Below are 17,704 nucleotides of genomic sequence, written 5' to 3'. Positions count from 1 at the left end.
GATCTATACCTCAGGAATGATAATTTAAAGAGAGTGGCCACCATCGATAACTATTCGTGAACCCACTAAGTAGTCAGACTGGCCTGAGCAGGACCAAATAATGGCTTCAGCGATCTCTTTAACATCGCCAATACGCCCAATGGGGATCAAATCGCGCCATCTTTTATCACGGTCTGCCGCCGATTCGCCGGGAAGTTGGGTCATTTCGGTGGCCAATGGGCCAGGGTTTATTGAGAAAACCCGCACACCGTGCGTGATAGCCTCTTTTGCCGAGACGCGGGTCAATGCATCGACGGCAGCCTTTGAAGCGGTGTAGGCAGTCGTGCCCGGAATATTCAACCCGATAGACATATTTGATGAAATATTAACGATAGTCCCGGCACGGTGTTCTTTCATCGACTGAAGTTCGCGCTTCAGACTTTCAAACAAACCAATGACATTAGTAGTGAATACGTGATTAAAGTCTTCACTGGAGGTTTCATCGACAAAACCAAAAGAAAATACTCCGGCGTTATTAACGGCAATATCAAGAGCGCCGACTTTATGTTTTATTTCATCAAACAGGTTATCTATTGATTGATTATTATTTACGTCGAAAGGAATAACCCATGATTTTCCTGGAGTCTCGGAGATCGCTTGCGCCGTTTCTTCGAGTTTCTGCGTATTTCGACCTGCAAGAATAACGTTTCCGCCAAGTCGTGAAAATGCCAAGGCTATTTCTCTGCCAAGTCCACTGCCTGCGCCGGTTACAAGAATTTTCTTTTGCGAAAAAATATCACTCATCGGTTCTCTTCCTTATATAAAGTAATCTTCGACTTTGCCACCAAGGAGAATATCGCCGCACACCTGCAGGACTTTTTCCTGCGCGACAGCGTGCTGGCAAATGGTGTTGATATCACGTAATGCGCGGTCAAAAGGTGTTTCATGGGTGTAGATAGAACTGCCGCCCTGTAGGTCATACATGCTTGAAACGATGGTTCGCGCGGTTTGAAAGGCATTTCTTCGACTCAGAGCTGACTGCACGCGCCAATGAGTAATATCGTCATGAGCGGCATCGGCTTCGAGCGCCTGCCATAATGTACTTACGCTGGTGAGCACCGCGTTTCTGGTGATAAATAACTGATTCTCTGCGTTAGCCACCGCCGCCTGTACGCGCTTTGAGTTTCGCCATTTCACATCATTGATTCTGTCTGTGCGGTCGTCGGCGACATCGTAGATATAGTCCAGACAGGCTCTCGCAAGCCCCAGCGGGATACCGGACATTTTGCGTAAAATTGCATCCGGCGTTTTGTGCAGTGGCCCTTGACGTTTTGGTGCCGAGAAATTGAACGCGTGCTGTTCGGGAATGAACAATCCTTGCGTGGAGTAGTCCTGACTGCCGCTTCCCCGCAGGCCGGTGGTGAACCAGGTATCGGAAAAAAGGTAGTCGGCAGGACGCGCCAGCATGACTCGCCAAAGGGGCTTGCCGTTGTCATCCAGTACAAGATTGCCGTTACGGTAGAGGAAGCAACCTGCCGAGATGACATCGCCATGAGGCGATCCGCTGGCAAAACGCCATTTGCCAGTGACGATGTAGCCGCCATCAACTATCTCGGCTTTTCCCTGCGGGTGTATCCAACCCGCCACGGCCAGATTGGCGTGTGGAAAGATCTCTTTGGCGCTTTTTTCTTCCAAGAAACCTGAATAAATACCTGAGTCACAACCGATCATGGCGCACCAGGCGGTAGCCGTATCGCCCTGGGCGAGTTCTTCCAGCACAAGGATTTGCTCAATCGACGTCAGTCCGGCACCGCCCCATGATTGCGGGAAACACATTCCAAATATTCCAATGCCACGTAGTCTTTCAATAATATTGAGTGGTATCCTGCGATGCTCTTCTATTTCACGAGAGGAGTTACGTAATTCATCGCGTAAATCTCTTAGATTAACTAATATATTGCTAAATGTATTAATGTCATGAGTTATCATTGATACACCTCAATAAATGAATCTATATAATTAAATATTAAAAGTACATATTAGGTGGAATTAATAACTATATCGCCCGGATGCGAAAATTCCCTTTGGATCTAAAGTTTTTTGCAGACATCTGATGATTTCGCCTTCACGAAGCGTTCTGGCATTACGACTATTGGCGAGAGGATGTTCGACGTCCAAACGATAAGGATAAAAACCTGAAGCACTGAATTTTTCATGAAGAAGTTTCAGAGCCTGATGAGCTTTTTTTATTTCCTCTTCCACGCGTTCAAAACGAATGGATACGACGAGATCAATAATCTGATCACTCAGCGTATTAATTGTGGCACCGCAGCGCACGCCAGTAGACTCGAAGATATCGTCAAAATGTAGATAAGCCTCTTTAATAGCCTGACCGGTAAAAGGAAGCAGAGGCAAGAAAAATATCCAGCCTTTGCCTTCGGCATCTATTTCAGCCGGTGTAGTACCGAGCGTCTTCTCCAGAAGTATATCATGATATTTAGTATCCCCTTGATAGGCAGCGGTAACTAGATTGGCGACGATATCATCTTGATAAGGATTCGTAGGGCTGTCGCTCCAGATCAAAGAGATGAATTTCTCGCCAGCTTTTACAAACTCGGTTTCCAGCGCGGTGGAAAGTGCCGACACTACTGAGGCGGCTCCCGAAAGGGGCAGGTGAACGAGAAACTCGCCCTTATTCGCACCATACGTCAGTGTTGAGGTTTCATCATAAACCTTAAGTACACCATGAATTAACCCTTGTGCTGACCAACGCTGGAAGGTATTGATAGCATACTCTAAGTTTTCGGGAGAAAAGGAAATATAGGCGACGCGAGATTTTTCTGGTCGATTAAGTAGCCGTACAACGCCACCGGTTATAATTCCGAGATTCGATTGGGTGAATAATTGTACCAGTGAAGGGCCAATCCCGTGGGAGTATAATGCGCTATGTTTTCCCTGTTCCGGCCACCAGCCCACACGGTGCAGTGTCCCGTTGGCGAGAACAATTTCCAGGCCGAGAAGATCTTCTGTACGCTGGTGCCTCAACCCGACGCCCCGATCGAGAGCATTACCTAAAAAACTCGTTTCTGCAGATGAGGCTGTCACATTAATAAAGCGATGGGTGTTCAGTAATTTTTGCGATAATGTTCCCTGCGTCACACCTGGCTCAATGACAGCATAACCCTCTGCGATATTAATCTCGCGGATTTTATTTAATCCGGTCAGCTTTAACTGCACGGCGTTGTCTGACGGAGGTTTTGTTGAACCTAACCCCCAATTGTATCCAGTTGAGTAGGGATAAAGCGCTGTTTCCCCGTCAAATTGATCTGCAAGCTTAACAATACGAATTACTTGTTCAATACTGGAAACATCCACTCGGCCAGAAACCGATGGGGAAGTATATTCGCCAACATCATTCGGTGTGTTTACATAGGCGACGACGTTTTTATGATCTAAATGCTGTTCGAGAAAGGAGATGAACTTTTTGTTCATTTAATCAATCCTCTATTTTGCGATAGCTAATATTCGGGTTCAGAAAGAAATAGTGCATTTCATTACTGTATGAACCATCGTGATTTTTCAATCGTCCCGGACGCATCCCCTCAAATTCAAACCCTCCCTTTTGCGCGACTCTTTCTGACGCGATATTTCCTTCTTTGACACCAAGTTCTAAACGTACATAACCAGCTTCATTAAAGGCCCATTTTTTCAAAAGATTCAGTGCTCTTACGGCGTAGCCCAAACCACGATATTCTGGCAATATCCCGTAACCAACATCACCTACATGAGGTGGTACAACATTACGGATAACAATTTTTCCTACAGCATTACCAGTTGAGCATTCTATAATAGTGAGCAAAATATTAGGGCCTAAGGCTGAATTAAGCCCACAACGACTAATTTTTTGTTTGATTTCATCAAGCGATGCTGTTTCGAATAAACCCCACTTAGATGATTCAGGATTTGATTGCTCTAGCCACATACAAAATGTGTCTTTTGGTTCAGCCAAACGCAGTGCAATTTTCTCATCGCGATAAATATTGCTATCCACTGCAGGAAATAATAGACTTTTTGCCGTATTACTGTGATCCCTCAATAAGGAAAAAACTGCGAATTCCTGTAATTCTGATTTTGAATTGAGTTTTTGTGAAATGCCTTCAAAACTGTACCCGCTCAATACAAGACTATTAATAACTTTATGATTGTCAATCAGAGTTCGCGTCTCAATTCTCAGTGCTTTATATTTTTTAAATAAAAGCATCGAAAGTGTTCGGAATAGTCCGGTTTTTATTTTTTCTTCTAAGGATGTATGAATGTTAATATCCAAAATAATACTGTTCTCATCATTTTCTGATGAGCGCAGGAGAATATCCCCGATGTGTTCTGGCTTGCATTTTCGTATTACATGAATTTTATGTGTGATTGACTTCTTGTTGGGTGTCTCATCTAATAACCTTGTCTCGCAGCGTTGGTCAATAATTTTATCACTCTCGCTGTGGTAAATAATTGGGATTCCTTGTTTATAATTATTTTCGGAAAATAAATGTGACTCCGGAATGGTTTGAATGTTATTTTCATAGCCTAATGAATTAATTTCACTGTTCATGGTCTATTCCTATAGATATAGTCAGATATTTGCCTGAGGATTAACCGCAGGCTCATCGTAACGGTTATTCCTCAAAACAGGGAGTAGGGTGACAATCGCCAATCCGGCTAAAAAAATGCCGATGAGCGCCGGTGCACGGTAACCATAGCCTTGATCGATTGCATAGCCACCGGCCCAAGAACCAATCACTACACCAAGACAAATGACAGAAGTATGCATGGTGTTAATCAATGAGGTATTTGGTGCTGCTTTAAACACGCGTGAGGACATGGCAGGAGTGAGAGTAATACCAGTAAGTCCTAAAATCATTACAGATATCAGCACTAATATTTTATTGTCGTAGAAGGTATAAAGCCCAAACAGTGCAAGTACTAGCACGACGCTACCGGTGAAAACAACTTTAATCGGCGATTTATCTGCTAGTCGACCTACAAGGAAGTTACCAATTACCGTGAATGCACCGTAAGCGAAAAGAATAGCCGGGATGTATGAAGTATTGAAACCGACAGTGTTTTCAAAATAGGGAACGAAGTAACTGAATGTCGCGAATGTTGCAGCAATAATAAAGAAACTCGTAATAAATGCCCCCCAGATTGATCTGTTTATAATTGAACCGAATTCAGCCTTAATACTACCCTTAGCCTCCGCCTTGAATTTAGGAACAATCAGTATAATACCTATTCCAGCTAAAGCTGTAAGGACAATAATTAATGCGAAGGAAACTCTCCAGCCATAATACTGATCAAGTATTGCTGATAGTGGCAGTCCCGCCACCGTCGCTATCATCATCCCGCCCAATACGATGGAGGCTGCAACGCCAAAGCGTTCCGGTGGAACCATTTTTGCCGCTGTCAACAGAGCAAAACCGAAGAAGGCTGCCGAAGATAATCCGGTCGCAAACCTCGCTACTGCTAAAAGATCATAAGTTGCAGAAACGGTTGCGACGACTTGGGCTACAAGAAATATGCCAGTAATAGTCAATAATGCTGCTTTATTGCTAAGTTTAACTAAAAATGTAGCAAGCAAGGGACCACCGAAAACCATACCTAATGAATAAATAGTAATTAAATATCCAACTTTAGGAATGGAAACACCTAAATCAGATGACATGGATGTGATTAATCCTGCGACCATGTATTCAGATGTTGTCATGGCAAATAGAGTAAAACCTAAAACATATATTGCCGCTGGAAGTGGTTTGTTCATAAAAATTCACTCGATGTGATTAACAGTAATGAAACTAATACCCTCGATTATTAGCTTTTGTAAACAGAATATGAATCATAATTGTTATGACATTTTTCACCAATATAATAGGAGGGTTTATCGAGTTGTCGTGTTAGGTTAGGAGGTTGAGATATCGAATCTTGGTTATTGAATCGTCATTGGCTTATCTTAAAAATAGATAATGTTATTTATTTAAATGTTATTTAATGGATATTTATGAATGTGTAAATATTGAAAAGGAAAATAACAATGAGTGAATACGTGCAAGCAATTGTGAAATCAGATACCGGTGGTTTTAGATTCACCGATGTACAGCGGCCGGTCAGAAGGACGGAAAGTGATATTTTAATCAGAGTTTCCAATATTTCACTTAATCGGGGAGAATTAGACTTTCCCTGGGAATCGGATAAGCCTGCCGGATGGGATGCATTTGGTATTGTGATCGAGACCAGCACCGACGGTCAGGGACCAAAAATTGGGGAGCGAGTATTAACATGGAGTTTTTCGGGTGCCTGGAGCCAATATCGCGTTGTCGATCGTGCCAATGTCGCTATCGTGCCAGAGAGTGTATCAGCAGCGGTTGCAGCAGCGTTGCCGGTGGCAGGATTAACGGCGCTGCGTTCTCTGCGGACCCTTCATTTGCAGCCGGGCCAGTCTCTGGCCGTTACCGGCGCAACGGGCGGAGTCGGGCATTTGTTGGTTCAGTTGGCAATGCATGCCGGTATTAAAGTTACGGCGGTGGCGCACAGTCAGCGTGGATTCGATTGGCTGCAAGCCAGCGACGTTAAACCCAACGAGGTACTATTGGCTAAAGAATTTCCTTTTGAGGGAACCTTTGATGCACTGGTCGATACCGTCGGTGGCGATTTACTGGCTCATCTATTAGACAATGTTGTCCCTAATGGCACAGTTCTCATTCTGGGCGTTGCCTCGGGGCAGGTGGCGAGCATAGACACCACAATTTTGGTATCACGAGGAATCGATCTGATTTCTTATAAGGATTATTCCCCGGCCGGAGAAGATTTAAACACCTTGCTCACTCTCGTTGACGAGAAGATTATTAAAGTATACGCGGATAATATTGGTAGTTGGGACAAAGTCATTAAACAGGATTTCCTGCATCTTCTCGCTCCAGGCAAAGTCACGCTCAACGTACCTCAGGACTAAGCTCAACTCGTACATAGTCCTCTATGATGTCGCCACGCAAGGATATTGCAATAATTGTGGCGACATAGCGTTATCTTTTAACTAATCACACATTGATATTTAACTTCTGTCAGGTTTTTTTGTATCTTGATACCTCCACGATGCATAGATGTTCGTGTAAGAGATGCAAGAGAAGACTTATGGATTTAAACGCGCTTAAAATCTTTATTAAAGTAGGGGAAACGCAGAGTTTTACCAAAGCTGCGCAGGCATTGGGCCTCACCCAATCAGGGGTCTCGCGTGCAATTACCAGACTCGAGCTCGACCTCCGTGTTACCTTGCTTAACCGCAATACCCACTCTGTAAGTCTGACTACCGATGGCGTTTTTTTATATGAATCCTCAAGAAGCCTGATGCATGAAATGGATGAGGTTGGGCATTCGATTACCGGCAGAACTGTATTCCCTGAAGGCGAACTAAAAATAACGACACCTTCTGCCTATGGCCGATTGGTAATTATTCCTATGCTCAAAGAGATCCTGGACAGATATCCGGCATTAACAATTGACGCGGTTATGACTGACCGATTGGTTGATTTGGTGGAAGAAGGCTTTGACGCGGCGATTAGAATTGGCAGCGTACAGGACTCACGGCTTATCGCAAGAACCATCAAGCATTTACGTTTTGTCACCGTTGCGTCACCGGAATATTTAAACAGCCACGGAATCCCTAAAGAGCCAGCGGAACTGGTACAGCATAACTGTCTGGCTGTTAAAGCACAGAAAACTGGGCGTAGCACAAAGTGGTTTTATTATATAGCGGGAGAACAGCAGGCTTTTGATATTAAGGGTAATCTGGTCGTCGATACTGCGGATGTACTGTTAGAGGCGGCACTCAGCGGGATGGGGGTTGTTCAAATAATGGACTTTGCGGTCGGTAAATATCTGGAAAACGGTAAACTGGTCGAGCTACTACAAGAATACTCCGAGGCTTCGATTCCGCTTTCATTAATTTATGCAAAATCGCGCCATCGTTCGCCTAAAATCAGTACATTGCTGGCAGCGTTAGGAATAAATACTTGACCCCCCAACACAGATGCAATTGCTCTTGATTTATGAGGGACCAAATTCAATATTCTGCTACAGGCACCAGCGCAGACAGGCTGAACCGGCGCTAATGATAGTACAGATTCAATACATGTCCCGGAAAAGCAAATGGAAGCCGGCTGTCTCAAAACAGCCGGGTCATGGAGAGTAAATCCATAATCTATCTGTAAATGATGCGGTTCAAAGTCGTGAGGAAATCTGCATCGGAATTACTCAACTTCTCTGCGCCGAAACGTTCTAGTACCACTGCTGTTACCAGGTCACGGCGTTTGGGGAGACGTGCTTTATCTGCCGTATCCAACGCTGTAGCCATCTCATGCTTTTTGAGGTTTGTGCAGTAAACTGGCGATCCGGGTTGCTGACGCCATGAATCAGCCAGAGTGCCAGCGTCGAATGCATCGAAACCAGTTGCTTCTACCAATCGCATTGCTATATCACGATCGTTCTTTCGGTCTGCTGCGACGGGAATTGCGATACGGTCTGGGTTGCCTGACACCATCCCTGATTCGGCAAAAGCACGTGCTCCTATTGCGTTCCATGCCTTGGCAATCGGCCTACCCAACAGCTCGGCAACCCACAGGCTTTCCACCATGCCGTTCTCAATATCCTGAATTATACCGTCCCGTACCGGATAATAATTAGCAGTGTCGATCACTACAGTTTCCTCAGGAACGTCTGCCATAAGGGGCTTAATCGTCGAGTGGCTCGCAAAGGGAATTGAGAGAATAATTACGTCTACGTCCTTCATCGCGTCCTGAGATGTTACCGCACGGGCGCCAGAAGTCAGGATCTGAGCATCAATCGTCTCGGGCCCGCGAGAATTCGCGACTTTAATTTCATGGCTTGCTTTGGTCAGTTTCTGGACGAGTGTTTTCCCGATATTACCAGTGCCTAAAATACCTATCTTCATAATGATTTCTCCAGTTTGCGTTACTGACTGCTTAATACTTAGTGAAAACTCAACTTTCCTTGCTTATCACGATCGCCGCTTGATGTGCACTGTGTACCAGTTCGTTATAATTTCGCGAACAGTACTCACTCCAGTAATGCTGAAAATACCAAAATTCAAAGTGTGGGAGACGGTAGCCATCGTCGTTTCGTTTACTCTTTCGCCATTTTCATTGAGAAAAAGGATGTAAAACAGGAGCCGTGACTTGTACTTTCCCCCACCCTGAGCATGATGTGTCATCACGTCGCGGGCGCAGATCTTATGTGATAAACGGCTATATGCCCTCAGTCCGTTTGATCACCATAATCGTTGCTGAAGTGCCTGCCGAGCATCATGTGTCTGGTCTTCATATATCGTTATCTATGCTGCCCGGTTGTACAACGCAGCCACACTCTGTATCATTCGGAGTGTATCTCCGTTTAATAGAATATACGGAGAGTTTCTCCACTTTTCAAGGTCAAAAGTTGCTATGACTGATATGTCTTCCCTGGCTGGGCTCCGCAAGGATGCACAACGTAATCGAAAGCACATTCTTGATGTAGCCCGCCAGGCATTCGTGAGCGAGGGCGTCAATGTTTCTATGGATGCAATTGCCAAAAAAGCAGGGGTGGGGGCCGGGACCCTTTATCGTCATTTCCCAAGTAAAGATGCATTGCTTGCTTCGCTGCTGGATCACCATCATTTAGTACTGGAACAACAGCGTTTGATCATTGAGGCGGAAGAAAGCGATAGCGGACGATCACTGGAGAAGTGGATCGACGCGCTGGGCGACTGGATGCTTGCTTATCACGGCCTTCCTGAACCTTTGCAGGCTGCATGTCAGGCTCAGTCGGCTTTGACTCCTGCCTGCCTTAATGTCATCGACAAGACTGAGACTATTCTTCAGGCAGCTCAAAATGATGGGCTTGCCCGTCGGGATTTGAACGGGCGTGACATTTTCATCGCAGCCTTGGCTGTAGCATGGGCAAGCGGCATTAAGGTCGCAGACCAACGGACACGAGTTGTACTTAGCGACATGCTGAAGAAAGGATGGGGGGCAAGTGAAACACAACCGAAGAGCTGACATTGTTTGTGATGGTTACACAATAGTCCCTTGAATTTTAGGCCATACTTCTGCTGAGAGTGTCATCTAAAAGCATGTATGTGACTGAAGCTAAGTGAATGCTGCAGCAGGCTCCATTATCGCTGATGCCAGGCGTGAACATTCTAATCAGAACATAGACGGTTATCCGTACAGATTTCGGAATTGAAAATGAACAGCTTTACGCGAGATTTATTGATTTGGATTGAAAAAAATCTTGACCAGAAAATTTCTCTAGAAGATGTTTCAGTAAGGGCAGGATACAGTAAGTGGTATCTTCAGCGACTGTTCAGGGCTGAAACCGGACTTACACTCGCTTCCTACATCCGCCAAAGAAAGCTATACAGGGCTGCAATCATGCTGAAAATGACCAGCCTTTCCGTTATCGAAATAGTTGATAGGTTGGGTTTCAGTACGCAGCAAACATTTACCCGTACCTTCAAGCGTCATTTTGGTCTGGCGCCAGGTCGCTATCGTGAGTCTGAGCTCTGGGATTTTGACGGGCTGCTTCCCGAATTTACTGGAGAATATCCAGTATTGCCAGCCCCGCAGCGTATTATGGCAAATCTGCATACACTACCGGGTATCAGTCTGAGCTATAACTGTAACAGTACGGATCTTGGTAATGTGCGGCTCCACACCGAGCAGCGCCAGGCATTATTTCGCATAGCCGGAAAAATGCCGAATGATGTATTTCCGATATCCTTCGCTGCAATGTGTGAACCGTCTTCCAGTAACGCTGAACAAATAAACTTCAGCCTGACGTTTGCAAAAGTTATCCCGGAAGGCCACACCAGCTTAGATGGTGCAGCGGCATTTCTACGGTTTCCTTTTCAGGGAACACCTGAGCAGTTGACAGAAATGCAGGTAAATATTTACGACCATATTATGCCACTTAGACGCGAAGCCCGCCGGACCGGACATGATTTTTTTATATGCGAAAGTAAGGTGGAACCATATAAAGGTGAGTTAAGCTTCCGGGGGTGTTATTACATACCTGTAACTGACAAAAAAGCTCAAATCGATTGTTAATTAATCAGAAGGAGCCCCCGTTTTTAGCGCTTAGCAGCCAGCGCTATTTGCGACCAGGACTTAACTGCAGAGACTACCCTGTCGTGAGAAAATAGTCGTCTGGCACGGGCCAGAAACCCGCAAGGACTCTCTGATATGTAACCTCGCATTGCACTCCCGATTGATACACGTAATCTGTTGAAAAAGTCTGCCTGCCCCATACGGCAGGGGCAGGCTCTGTTTTTTATTCCCGTGCGGAAACTGTCCTGTGGGAAGAAACCCTGAACGCCTGTCGAATGTCCCAGACGTGTTCTTCACGGCCTACGGCAAGGGCAAAAAGCACTCCACCAACGATTGAGAACAGGCCCAGAACGCCCCAGGCGAGCGTCATATCAGTGCCGCCCCCCAGATGTTTCAGGTAGCCGGCAACGAGCGGTCCGCCAAACTGTCCAATGAAATTGCTGCATGCGCCTACGAATGCCACCGCAGGGACCGCTTTCTTTGTCGGAAGGACTTCAGTCAACCGGACGTAAACCAGCGGCACAAGCATCTTCATTGTCAGGCCGACAAACATGAACAATGCTATCTGAACCCAGTAATATGACAGCGGCACAAAAGCGGCAGTCAATAAAGCGACACCACACAAGACGGTGGGAATAGCGGCATGCAACCGCCGCTCCTGATTGTATTTATCTGACCGTCGGGTGATATACCAGATGCCCACCATGGTCATCAGGAAGGGCATTCCGCTGATCAGACCAACCATGAATTCACTGAGCGTTCCGTAATCCTTGAGTGCCGTCGGCAGCCAGAGGGTAAAGCCGTAAGCCAGCATGCTATGCAGGGAGTATCCGATAAGCATCAGCCAGAGTGCGGGTATTTTAAGAATGGTCCACCATGGATCGGATTTCTCTTTCACATAGTTTGACTGCTCAGCCGCCAGGTCTTTCTGGATATGATCCCGGTCTTCGGCGCTCAGCCAGCTTGCGGCCTGAATGCTTTTGGGTACAACATAAAACCAGATGATGCAGAACAGCCACGCCGGTGCACCTTCAATCACCATCATCATGCGCCAGTTATGGTGCGCGAGGACCCAGCCAGATATCGGACCGGCCAGAAACGCCCCGGCACCCAGGCTGAGATTCCAGATACCAAAAGCGCGACCCCGTTCCGGCTTCATAAACCACTGCGCCAGAAACATCGCCGTGGCGGCCTGAATCGGGCCTTCAGCGAGTCCCAGCAAGAAGCGGATCGCAACCAGTTCACCGAAGTTTCGCGTCAGGCCGGTAAGCATGGCGCAGGCACCAAAAAGAAACAGGCTGACGCCAATAATTCTGCGCGAACCAAAACGGAGTGCCAGCCAACCGGCGGTAAACTGCGTAGCCACGTAGCCCCACGCAAATGCGCTCCCAAGCCAGCCAGCCTCAACCGAACTGAGCCCCATTTCGGCCGTAATATGGGGCAGTGCCATGCCAATATTCACCCGGTCGAAAAAAGAAATGGTATACATGATAAACACGGCGGGGAGTATTATTGTCCAGCGATTTTTCCCGATAAGTGCATTACCTTTAAGAGCATTCTCACTCATGATAACTTCCTCATTTGAAGCAGATGTAGGGGGAGGAAATGCTGATCCCAGGTCCTTTTGAATATCAGTCAGGTAAATTTTTATTTATTATTTTGAAGCTGCGACGACGAAATTAGTCAGACGCCCGATTGACTCAATTTCAACTTCTATAACATCACCGTCATTAAGAAATATCTGCGGATTACGTGAACGGCCAACGCTGCCTGGCGATCCTGTCAAAATGACATCACCCGGAGATAGCTGCGTGAAGGTGCTCACGTAGCTGATAATTTTGCTTATTGAATGAACCATGTTGGCTGTGTTGTCCTGCTGAACACTTTCACCATTTAGCCAGGTTTTTATTTGGAGCTTTTGCGGATCCGGAACCTCATCACATGTAACCAGCCAGGGACCGAACCCACCGGTTTTGCTCCAATTTTTGCCAGCTGTGAACCAGGTATGCTGCCAGTCACGCACGGAGCCATCCATATAGCAGGAATAACCCGCGATGTATTCTGCGGCGTCTTGCTCGGTGATGTTCAGGCCGGGTTTTCCAATGATGATAACCAGCTCACCTTCATAATCGAGCTGGTCGCTTAGCACAGGTTTCATGATCTCACCCAGATGCGCAGTCTGAGAATCAGGAAACCGGATGAATAGGGTAGGCGCATCCGAAGTAATGCTGAACTCCGTGCGCTTGGTCTGATAATTCATACCAACGCAAAGTATTTTTCCCGGATTTTCAATTACAGGAAGAAAGGTAATCTCAGAAAGCTGATAATCCGGTTCATGGCTGATATATCCGCCAGCAGCAGCTATGCCCCTTTCTCTGATAAAACTTTTCAGATCGGTGGTATCAATATCTGTCCGGCTTCTTAGATCAATAATTGCCTCGCCCTGTAGAATACCGTAACTTTTATATCCTTCAGGTGTGAGATAACTTAAAAGCTTCATATACTTTTCCCGCAACGCCCTTCGACATCAGGGTGAGAGCATGAGTGTTCATTTTTCACTCGCTGCTGTAATTCCAGCCACAATGACTTGCTCCAGATAGTCGCTATTCATCGCGGCTATCTTTTGTTTGCGTCTGATGCTGGCTGTTTTGCCTTTCTCCGCTCGCAGCATATTCAGCGCCATATGCCTCACTGTTGCCAATATCTGAGCCGCTTCTCCACGATAGATAGAGCACGCATCTTCTTTCATCGTGACGTCCAGTACCCAGTGCAGTTGATTTTCTATTCCCCAATGACCGCGCACGGCTTTGGCCAATTGTTCTTCGGTCAACGCAGCTGAACTGATGTAATAGCGATATTCCAGTGATTCGTTGCCCTTGCTATCACGGCGGTAGCCAATCGCCACGCCCAGCGTGCTCAAGCCCTTCCAGCTAGAAAATTGTTTTACCATGTCGCCTGCTGGCATCACATGGTATTCTCGGAGCTCTGTCCGGCCTCGTGATTGTTCGATCTTGGCTTGATGACTGCCTTCCCGTATCAGAGGGGCAAGGGACTTGCGAACGGCGCGATGCAGGGTTTCTTGATTGCCTTTGACGGCCAACAGATAGTCGCCACCCTTGTCCACAATCTGGGCGGCAATCTCAGTCTGGCAACCCATCGCATCAATCGAAATCAGGCAACCCGTCATATCGAGCAATGCCAGCAATTCAGGGATCGCTTTAATTTCATTGGATTTTTCGTCTGTTTTTACTTGCCCGAGCACCATGCTGTTGGCGCTGGCAAATGCACTGACCATATGGATGGTCGATTGTCGGTCGTCCCGGTTATAGGAACTACGCAGAACCTTGCCATCAATGGCGATCAGCTCCCCCTTGGCACGAGAGTTGACTGCTTGCATCCACTTGAGGAAGCAGGCCTGAAACTGCTCGGGAGCTAGGCTGGACATCACTCTAGCAATGGTATCGTGAACGGGTAAGCCATTTGGAAACAATCCTTTATCCTGGAACCAGCGACTATGCGCTTGCCCGAAATCTTCAATATCTTCCCAGCCCTCGCAGCCACCGATGACAGCGCAAACTGTCAGGAACAGAATGTCGAAGAGTGGATAGGATATTTTCGCGGATTGGCGCGGGTCGTGAAGTTCGGAAAAGAACTCAGAAAAGGCATCGAGCTGCATGGATGGCTCCCAGGAAAAGGGAGTATAAGATCACAACTCGGTCTGCAGGTCAAAGCGTTCTGAATTTGTTTATAAAATGTTCATGATCTTGCCCTGCCTTCGACATAACGGAAGGGCGTCATTAAATTAAGCAAGACGATATGCCAGCAGGAACTTATTCAGCCAGAGCCTGCATTTCTTTGATGAGGTCTGATTTACCCTCAAAACCAATACCCGGCAGTTCCGGCATGATGATATGGCCACCTTCTACCTTCACTGAGTCCGGGAAACCGCCGTAAGGCTGGAACAGATCGGGATAACTTTCATTGCCACCCAGGCCGAGACCGGCGGCAATGTTCAGGGACATCTGGTGACCGCCGTGAGGAATGCAGCGTGACGGTGACCAGCCAAACTGCTCAAGCACATCAAGCGTACGCAGATACTCAACCAGACCATAAGAGAGCGCGCAGTCAAACTGCAGGTAGTCACGGTCAGGACGCATACCGCCATAACGCAGCAGGTTACGGGCATCCTGATGAGAGAAGAGGTTTTCACCCGTGGCCATTGAGCCCGGGTAGAACTCTGACAGCGCGGCCTGCAGGGAGTAATCAAGCGGGTCACCGACCTCTTCATACCAGAACAGCGGGTATTCGCGCAGCATTTTCGCGTAGGCAATACCGGTTTCCAGATTGAAGCGGCCATTGGCATCAACGGCGAGTCGTGCTTCGCTACCGATTTCTTCCAGCACGGCTTCAATACGACGGCGGTCTTCTTCCAGAGATGCGCCACCAATTTTCATTTTCACGACGTTGTAGCCGCGGTTCAGGTAGCCGCGCATTTCCTGACGCAGCGCGCTCAGGTCTTTACCTGGATAATAATAACCGCCAGCTGCGTATACGAAGACGCGCGGATTAGCCTCAACCCCCTTCATTTCTGCCAACAGGCGGAACAACGGCTTGTTAGCAATTTTTGCGGTTGCATCCCAGATAGCCATGTCCAGCGTACCTACCGCAACTGAACGTTCGCCGTGACCGCCCGGCTTTTCGTTGCTCATCATGACGTTCCAGATCTTATGCGGATCCAGGTTGTCGCCTTTGGCATTCAGCAGGCTTTCAGGTTCGGCTTCGAGGATGCGGTTACGGAAGCGTTCACGGATAAGCCCACCCTGACCGTAACGGCCGTTAGAGTTGAAGCCGTATCCCACTACGCGGCGTCCGTCTACCTCAACATCTGTCACAACGGCAACCAGACTGGCCGTCATCTTGCTGAAATCGATGTAAGCGTTACGGATAGGGGAAGCAATGGGTTTGGTAATTTCTACAACGTCAAGGATACGCATGTTCTCTCCGGCAGTTCTCAGTCAAATAACATCTAACTTACGTACCTACGCAATGGGTTATGTCATGCCATATATTTATTGGCATAATACATTGACGTAGTGTTCAGGGAGCTTTTTGCCCTGTCTGACTTCATCCTAAGCAGTTCATGGATTCCGTTCTAATGCCAAAGAGGCAGACTGTAATGCAAAACAGGCATCATCTTGAATTAACCTGGCTTGAGGACTGTGTGGCTCTGGCACAGTCCCTGAATTTCTCCCGTGCAGCAGCTTCACGATATGTGACGCAGCCAGCATTCAGCAGGAGAATTGTTTCGCTGGAAGAGTGGCTTGGAACCCCGCTTTTTGAAAGAAATCGTCGGGGCGTCAGCCTGACGCGCGCCGGGGAGGTTTTCGTCACGCAGATCCCTGAACTTATTCGCGCACTCTATACCCTGAGAAGTGAATCTATAGAAGCTGCGGGAGAAACCAAACCGGACGTTATTTTTTCCGCTACACACTCTCTGTCATTTTCATTTTTTCCGGCGCTGATGCGTAATAACGAAAAAATCGCGCGCTTCGGCTCTTTTCGCCTGTTATCTGACACGTTAAGTGCCTGCGAACGTATGATTGACAAAGGTGACGCACAGTTTCTACTTTGTTATTACCATCCTCATATGCACATCAATCTCGATCAGTCCAAATACCTCAGCGTCCGGCTCGGACGGGAAACTTTACTGCCTTATTCCAGATGCGACCCGGCAACCCGCGAGCCGGTCTGGCATGCTTCAGGCAGTAAAAAGTTTCCCTTCCTGTCCTATTCAGCGGAGTCCGGACTCGGCCGGATCCTTTCCAACACTTCACAGGTAAATCGTGCCAGACGTGGGATGGATATCGCGTTCACTGCTGATCTTGCTGCCACATTACTGGCTATGGTCAGGGCCGGCGACGGCATCGCATGGCTACCAGAAACCCTAGCAGCGCCGGATGTGGATGCCGGCTCCATTGCCGTTGCGGCTAAGAAAGACAGTGCGCTTTGGATACCCATAGACATCAGACTTTTCAGACCCGCAGCAAGGATGTCCCGGGCAGTAGAAGAGTTGTGGGAAATTTTCGTAGACGGCCAAATATGACAATCGGAACATATTCAGGCGTTTTCCAACATCAATATTATGAAACCGTGGCACATCTCCCTGACTGGATTTTTTTTGATGATTTCGGCAACTTCTCGTGCGTCGGTCAATGGCCCGTTATGTACTCAACAACGCTCTGAGATTCTTACCGTTGATGAGGTCGGAAGTGCACAGTGCTATTTCCAACCGCGCGCTTTTTACCTGTACAACCAGTTTGCTTCATCGCGTCTGCTCCGCATAGGATCGATAACCGGCCCGGGTTTGGACGGCTCGACCCGGAAGTTGCGGTGTGAGTGAAGTTTGCGACTGAGGCGCTGTCAGGATGGAGCATGTTGTAATCCCGGCAAATAAGAACGCCTTTGCGCCTGATGTTTTTAACCAGATCCACGTATTGCAAATATCAATCAATACCAGGCTTAAAAAATAATGAAAAGGCGAGGCAATTATTGTTCAAACATCCCGGGATACTTCGGCG

The 17,704-nt window shown here is 47.2% G+C and carries 15 protein-coding genes; 5 read left to right on the top strand and 10 right to left on the bottom strand.

Annotated elements, in window-relative coordinates:
• Positions 1-24: 24 nt before the first annotated feature.
• From DMB82_RS12875 to DMB82_RS12855, 5 genes are read right to left on the bottom strand one after another with little or no spacing between them, the layout of a single operon-like run.
• Positions 25-783, bottom strand: coding sequence for an SDR family NAD(P)-dependent oxidoreductase (locus DMB82_RS12875; RefSeq protein WP_116164678.1), 759 nt, complete (start codon positions 781-783; stop codon positions 25-27).
• Positions 784-795: 12 nt separating this feature from the next.
• On the bottom strand, positions 796-1,968 hold the full coding sequence (locus DMB82_RS12870; protein WP_116164680.1) for an acyl-CoA dehydrogenase family protein: 1,173 nt from the start codon (positions 1,966-1,968) through the stop codon (positions 796-798).
• Between the two features lie 60 nt (positions 1,969-2,028).
• Entirely contained in the window at positions 2,029-3,471 is a 1,443-nt protein-coding gene (locus DMB82_RS12865; protein ID WP_116164682.1) for an FAD-binding oxidoreductase, read from the bottom strand.
• Positions 3,472-3,475: 4 nt separating this feature from the next.
• On the bottom strand, positions 3,476-4,585 hold the full coding sequence (locus DMB82_RS12860) for a GNAT family N-acetyltransferase (RefSeq protein ID WP_116164684.1): 1,110 nt from the start codon (positions 4,583-4,585) through the stop codon (positions 3,476-3,478).
• Positions 4,586-4,606: 21 nt separating this feature from the next.
• A complete protein-coding gene (locus DMB82_RS12855; protein ID WP_116164686.1) occupies positions 4,607-5,791 on the bottom strand; it encodes an MFS transporter in 1,185 nt (394 codons plus the stop codon).
• Between the two features lie 270 nt (positions 5,792-6,061).
• Here DMB82_RS12855 and DMB82_RS12850 point away from each other — a divergent pair, with 270 nt between their 5' ends.
• Both DMB82_RS12850 and DMB82_RS12845 read left to right on the top strand, forming a co-directional pair.
• A complete protein-coding gene (locus DMB82_RS12850; protein ID WP_116164688.1) occupies positions 6,062-6,979 on the top strand; it encodes a zinc-binding dehydrogenase in 918 nt (305 codons plus the stop codon).
• A gap of 179 nt (positions 6,980-7,158) precedes the next feature.
• A complete protein-coding gene (locus DMB82_RS12845) occupies positions 7,159-8,040 on the top strand; it encodes a LysR family transcriptional regulator (RefSeq protein WP_116164690.1) in 882 nt (293 codons plus the stop codon).
• A 184-nt stretch (positions 8,041-8,224) separates the two neighbouring features.
• On the opposite strand, the gene DMB82_RS12840 is transcribed toward DMB82_RS12845, so the two are convergent.
• Positions 8,225-8,974, bottom strand: coding sequence for an NADPH-dependent F420 reductase (locus DMB82_RS12840; RefSeq protein ID WP_116164692.1), 750 nt, complete (start codon positions 8,972-8,974; stop codon positions 8,225-8,227).
• Between the two features lie 508 nt (positions 8,975-9,482).
• Here DMB82_RS12840 and DMB82_RS12835 point away from each other — a divergent pair.
• Together DMB82_RS12835 and DMB82_RS12830 are read left to right on the top strand one after the other, a co-directional pair.
• Positions 9,483-10,076 (top strand): TetR/AcrR family transcriptional regulator, encoded by a 594-nt coding sequence (locus tag DMB82_RS12835; RefSeq protein ID WP_103162504.1) that lies wholly within the window; start codon positions 9,483-9,485, stop codon positions 10,074-10,076.
• A gap of 189 nt (positions 10,077-10,265) precedes the next feature.
• Positions 10,266-11,126 (top strand): helix-turn-helix domain-containing protein, encoded by an 861-nt coding sequence (locus DMB82_RS12830; protein ID WP_116164694.1) that lies wholly within the window; start codon positions 10,266-10,268, stop codon positions 11,124-11,126.
• A 223-nt stretch (positions 11,127-11,349) separates the two neighbouring features.
• Here the strand turns inward: DMB82_RS12830 and DMB82_RS12825 are convergent, their stop codons facing one another.
• From DMB82_RS12825 to DMB82_RS12810, 4 genes are all read right to left on the bottom strand, one after another.
• Positions 11,350-12,693 (bottom strand): MFS transporter, encoded by a 1,344-nt coding sequence (locus DMB82_RS12825; RefSeq protein WP_103162505.1) that lies wholly within the window; start codon positions 12,691-12,693, stop codon positions 11,350-11,352.
• Between the two features lie 87 nt (positions 12,694-12,780).
• Positions 12,781-13,626, bottom strand: a complete 846-nt coding sequence (locus tag DMB82_RS12820) for a fumarylacetoacetate hydrolase family protein (RefSeq protein WP_103162506.1) — start codon at positions 13,624-13,626, stop codon at positions 12,781-12,783.
• 48 nt (positions 13,627-13,674) lie between these two features.
• Positions 13,675-14,802: an ISAs1 family transposase gene (locus DMB82_RS12815; RefSeq protein ID WP_116164942.1), complete on the bottom strand. Its 1,128-nt coding sequence runs from the start codon at positions 14,800-14,802 to the stop codon at positions 13,675-13,677.
• Between the two features lie 154 nt (positions 14,803-14,956).
• Positions 14,957-16,120: a mandelate racemase/muconate lactonizing enzyme family protein gene (locus tag DMB82_RS12810; RefSeq protein WP_103162507.1), complete on the bottom strand. Its 1,164-nt coding sequence runs from the start codon at positions 16,118-16,120 to the stop codon at positions 14,957-14,959.
• Positions 16,121-16,302: 182 nt separating this feature from the next.
• Between DMB82_RS12810 and DMB82_RS12805 the strand changes: the two genes are divergently transcribed.
• Positions 16,303-17,229 (top strand): LysR family transcriptional regulator, encoded by a 927-nt coding sequence (locus DMB82_RS12805; protein ID WP_015697700.1) that lies wholly within the window; start codon positions 16,303-16,305, stop codon positions 17,227-17,229.
• Positions 17,230-17,704 lie beyond the last annotated feature (475 nt).

The sequence above is a fragment of the Pectobacterium aquaticum genome (assembly GCF_003382565.3).
GTDB classification, from domain to species: Bacteria; Pseudomonadota; Gammaproteobacteria; order Enterobacterales; family Enterobacteriaceae; genus Pectobacterium; species Pectobacterium aquaticum.
This window is presented reverse-complemented; position numbering and strand designations above follow the sequence as displayed.

Coding starts and splice junctions, on each gene's coding strand:
- DMB82_RS12875 (WP_116164678.1), bottom strand. CDS start 783: ATGAGTGATATTTTTTCGCAAAAGAAAATTCTTGTAACCGGCGCAGGC.
- DMB82_RS12870 (WP_116164680.1), bottom strand. CDS start 1,968: ATGATAACTCATGACATTAATACATTTAGCAATATATTAGTTAATCTA.
- DMB82_RS12865 (WP_116164682.1), bottom strand. CDS start 3,471: ATGAACAAAAAGTTCATCTCCTTTCTCGAACAGCATTTAGATCATAAA.
- DMB82_RS12860 (WP_116164684.1), bottom strand. CDS start 4,585: ATGAACAGTGAAATTAATTCATTAGGCTATGAAAATAACATTCAAACC.
- DMB82_RS12855 (WP_116164686.1), bottom strand. CDS start 5,791: ATGAACAAACCACTTCCAGCGGCAATATATGTTTTAGGTTTTACTCTA.
- DMB82_RS12850 (WP_116164688.1), top strand. CDS start 6,062: ATGAGTGAATACGTGCAAGCAATTGTGAAATCAGATACCGGTGGTTTT.
- DMB82_RS12845 (WP_116164690.1), top strand. CDS start 7,159: ATGGATTTAAACGCGCTTAAAATCTTTATTAAAGTAGGGGAAACGCAG.
- DMB82_RS12840 (WP_116164692.1), bottom strand. CDS start 8,974: ATGAAGATAGGTATTTTAGGCACTGGTAATATCGGGAAAACACTCGTC.
- DMB82_RS12835 (WP_103162504.1), top strand. CDS start 9,483: ATGACTGATATGTCTTCCCTGGCTGGGCTCCGCAAGGATGCACAACGT.
- DMB82_RS12830 (WP_116164694.1), top strand. CDS start 10,266: ATGAACAGCTTTACGCGAGATTTATTGATTTGGATTGAAAAAAATCTT.
- DMB82_RS12825 (WP_103162505.1), bottom strand. CDS start 12,693: ATGAGTGAGAATGCTCTTAAAGGTAATGCACTTATCGGGAAAAATCGC.
- DMB82_RS12820 (WP_103162506.1), bottom strand. CDS start 13,626: ATGAAGCTTTTAAGTTATCTCACACCTGAAGGATATAAAAGTTACGGT.
- DMB82_RS12815 (WP_116164942.1), bottom strand. CDS start 14,802: ATGCAGCTCGATGCCTTTTCTGAGTTCTTTTCCGAACTTCACGACCCG.
- DMB82_RS12810 (WP_103162507.1), bottom strand. CDS start 16,120: ATGCGTATCCTTGACGTTGTAGAAATTACCAAACCCATTGCTTCCCCT.
- DMB82_RS12805 (WP_015697700.1), top strand. CDS start 16,303: ATGCAAAACAGGCATCATCTTGAATTAACCTGGCTTGAGGACTGTGTG.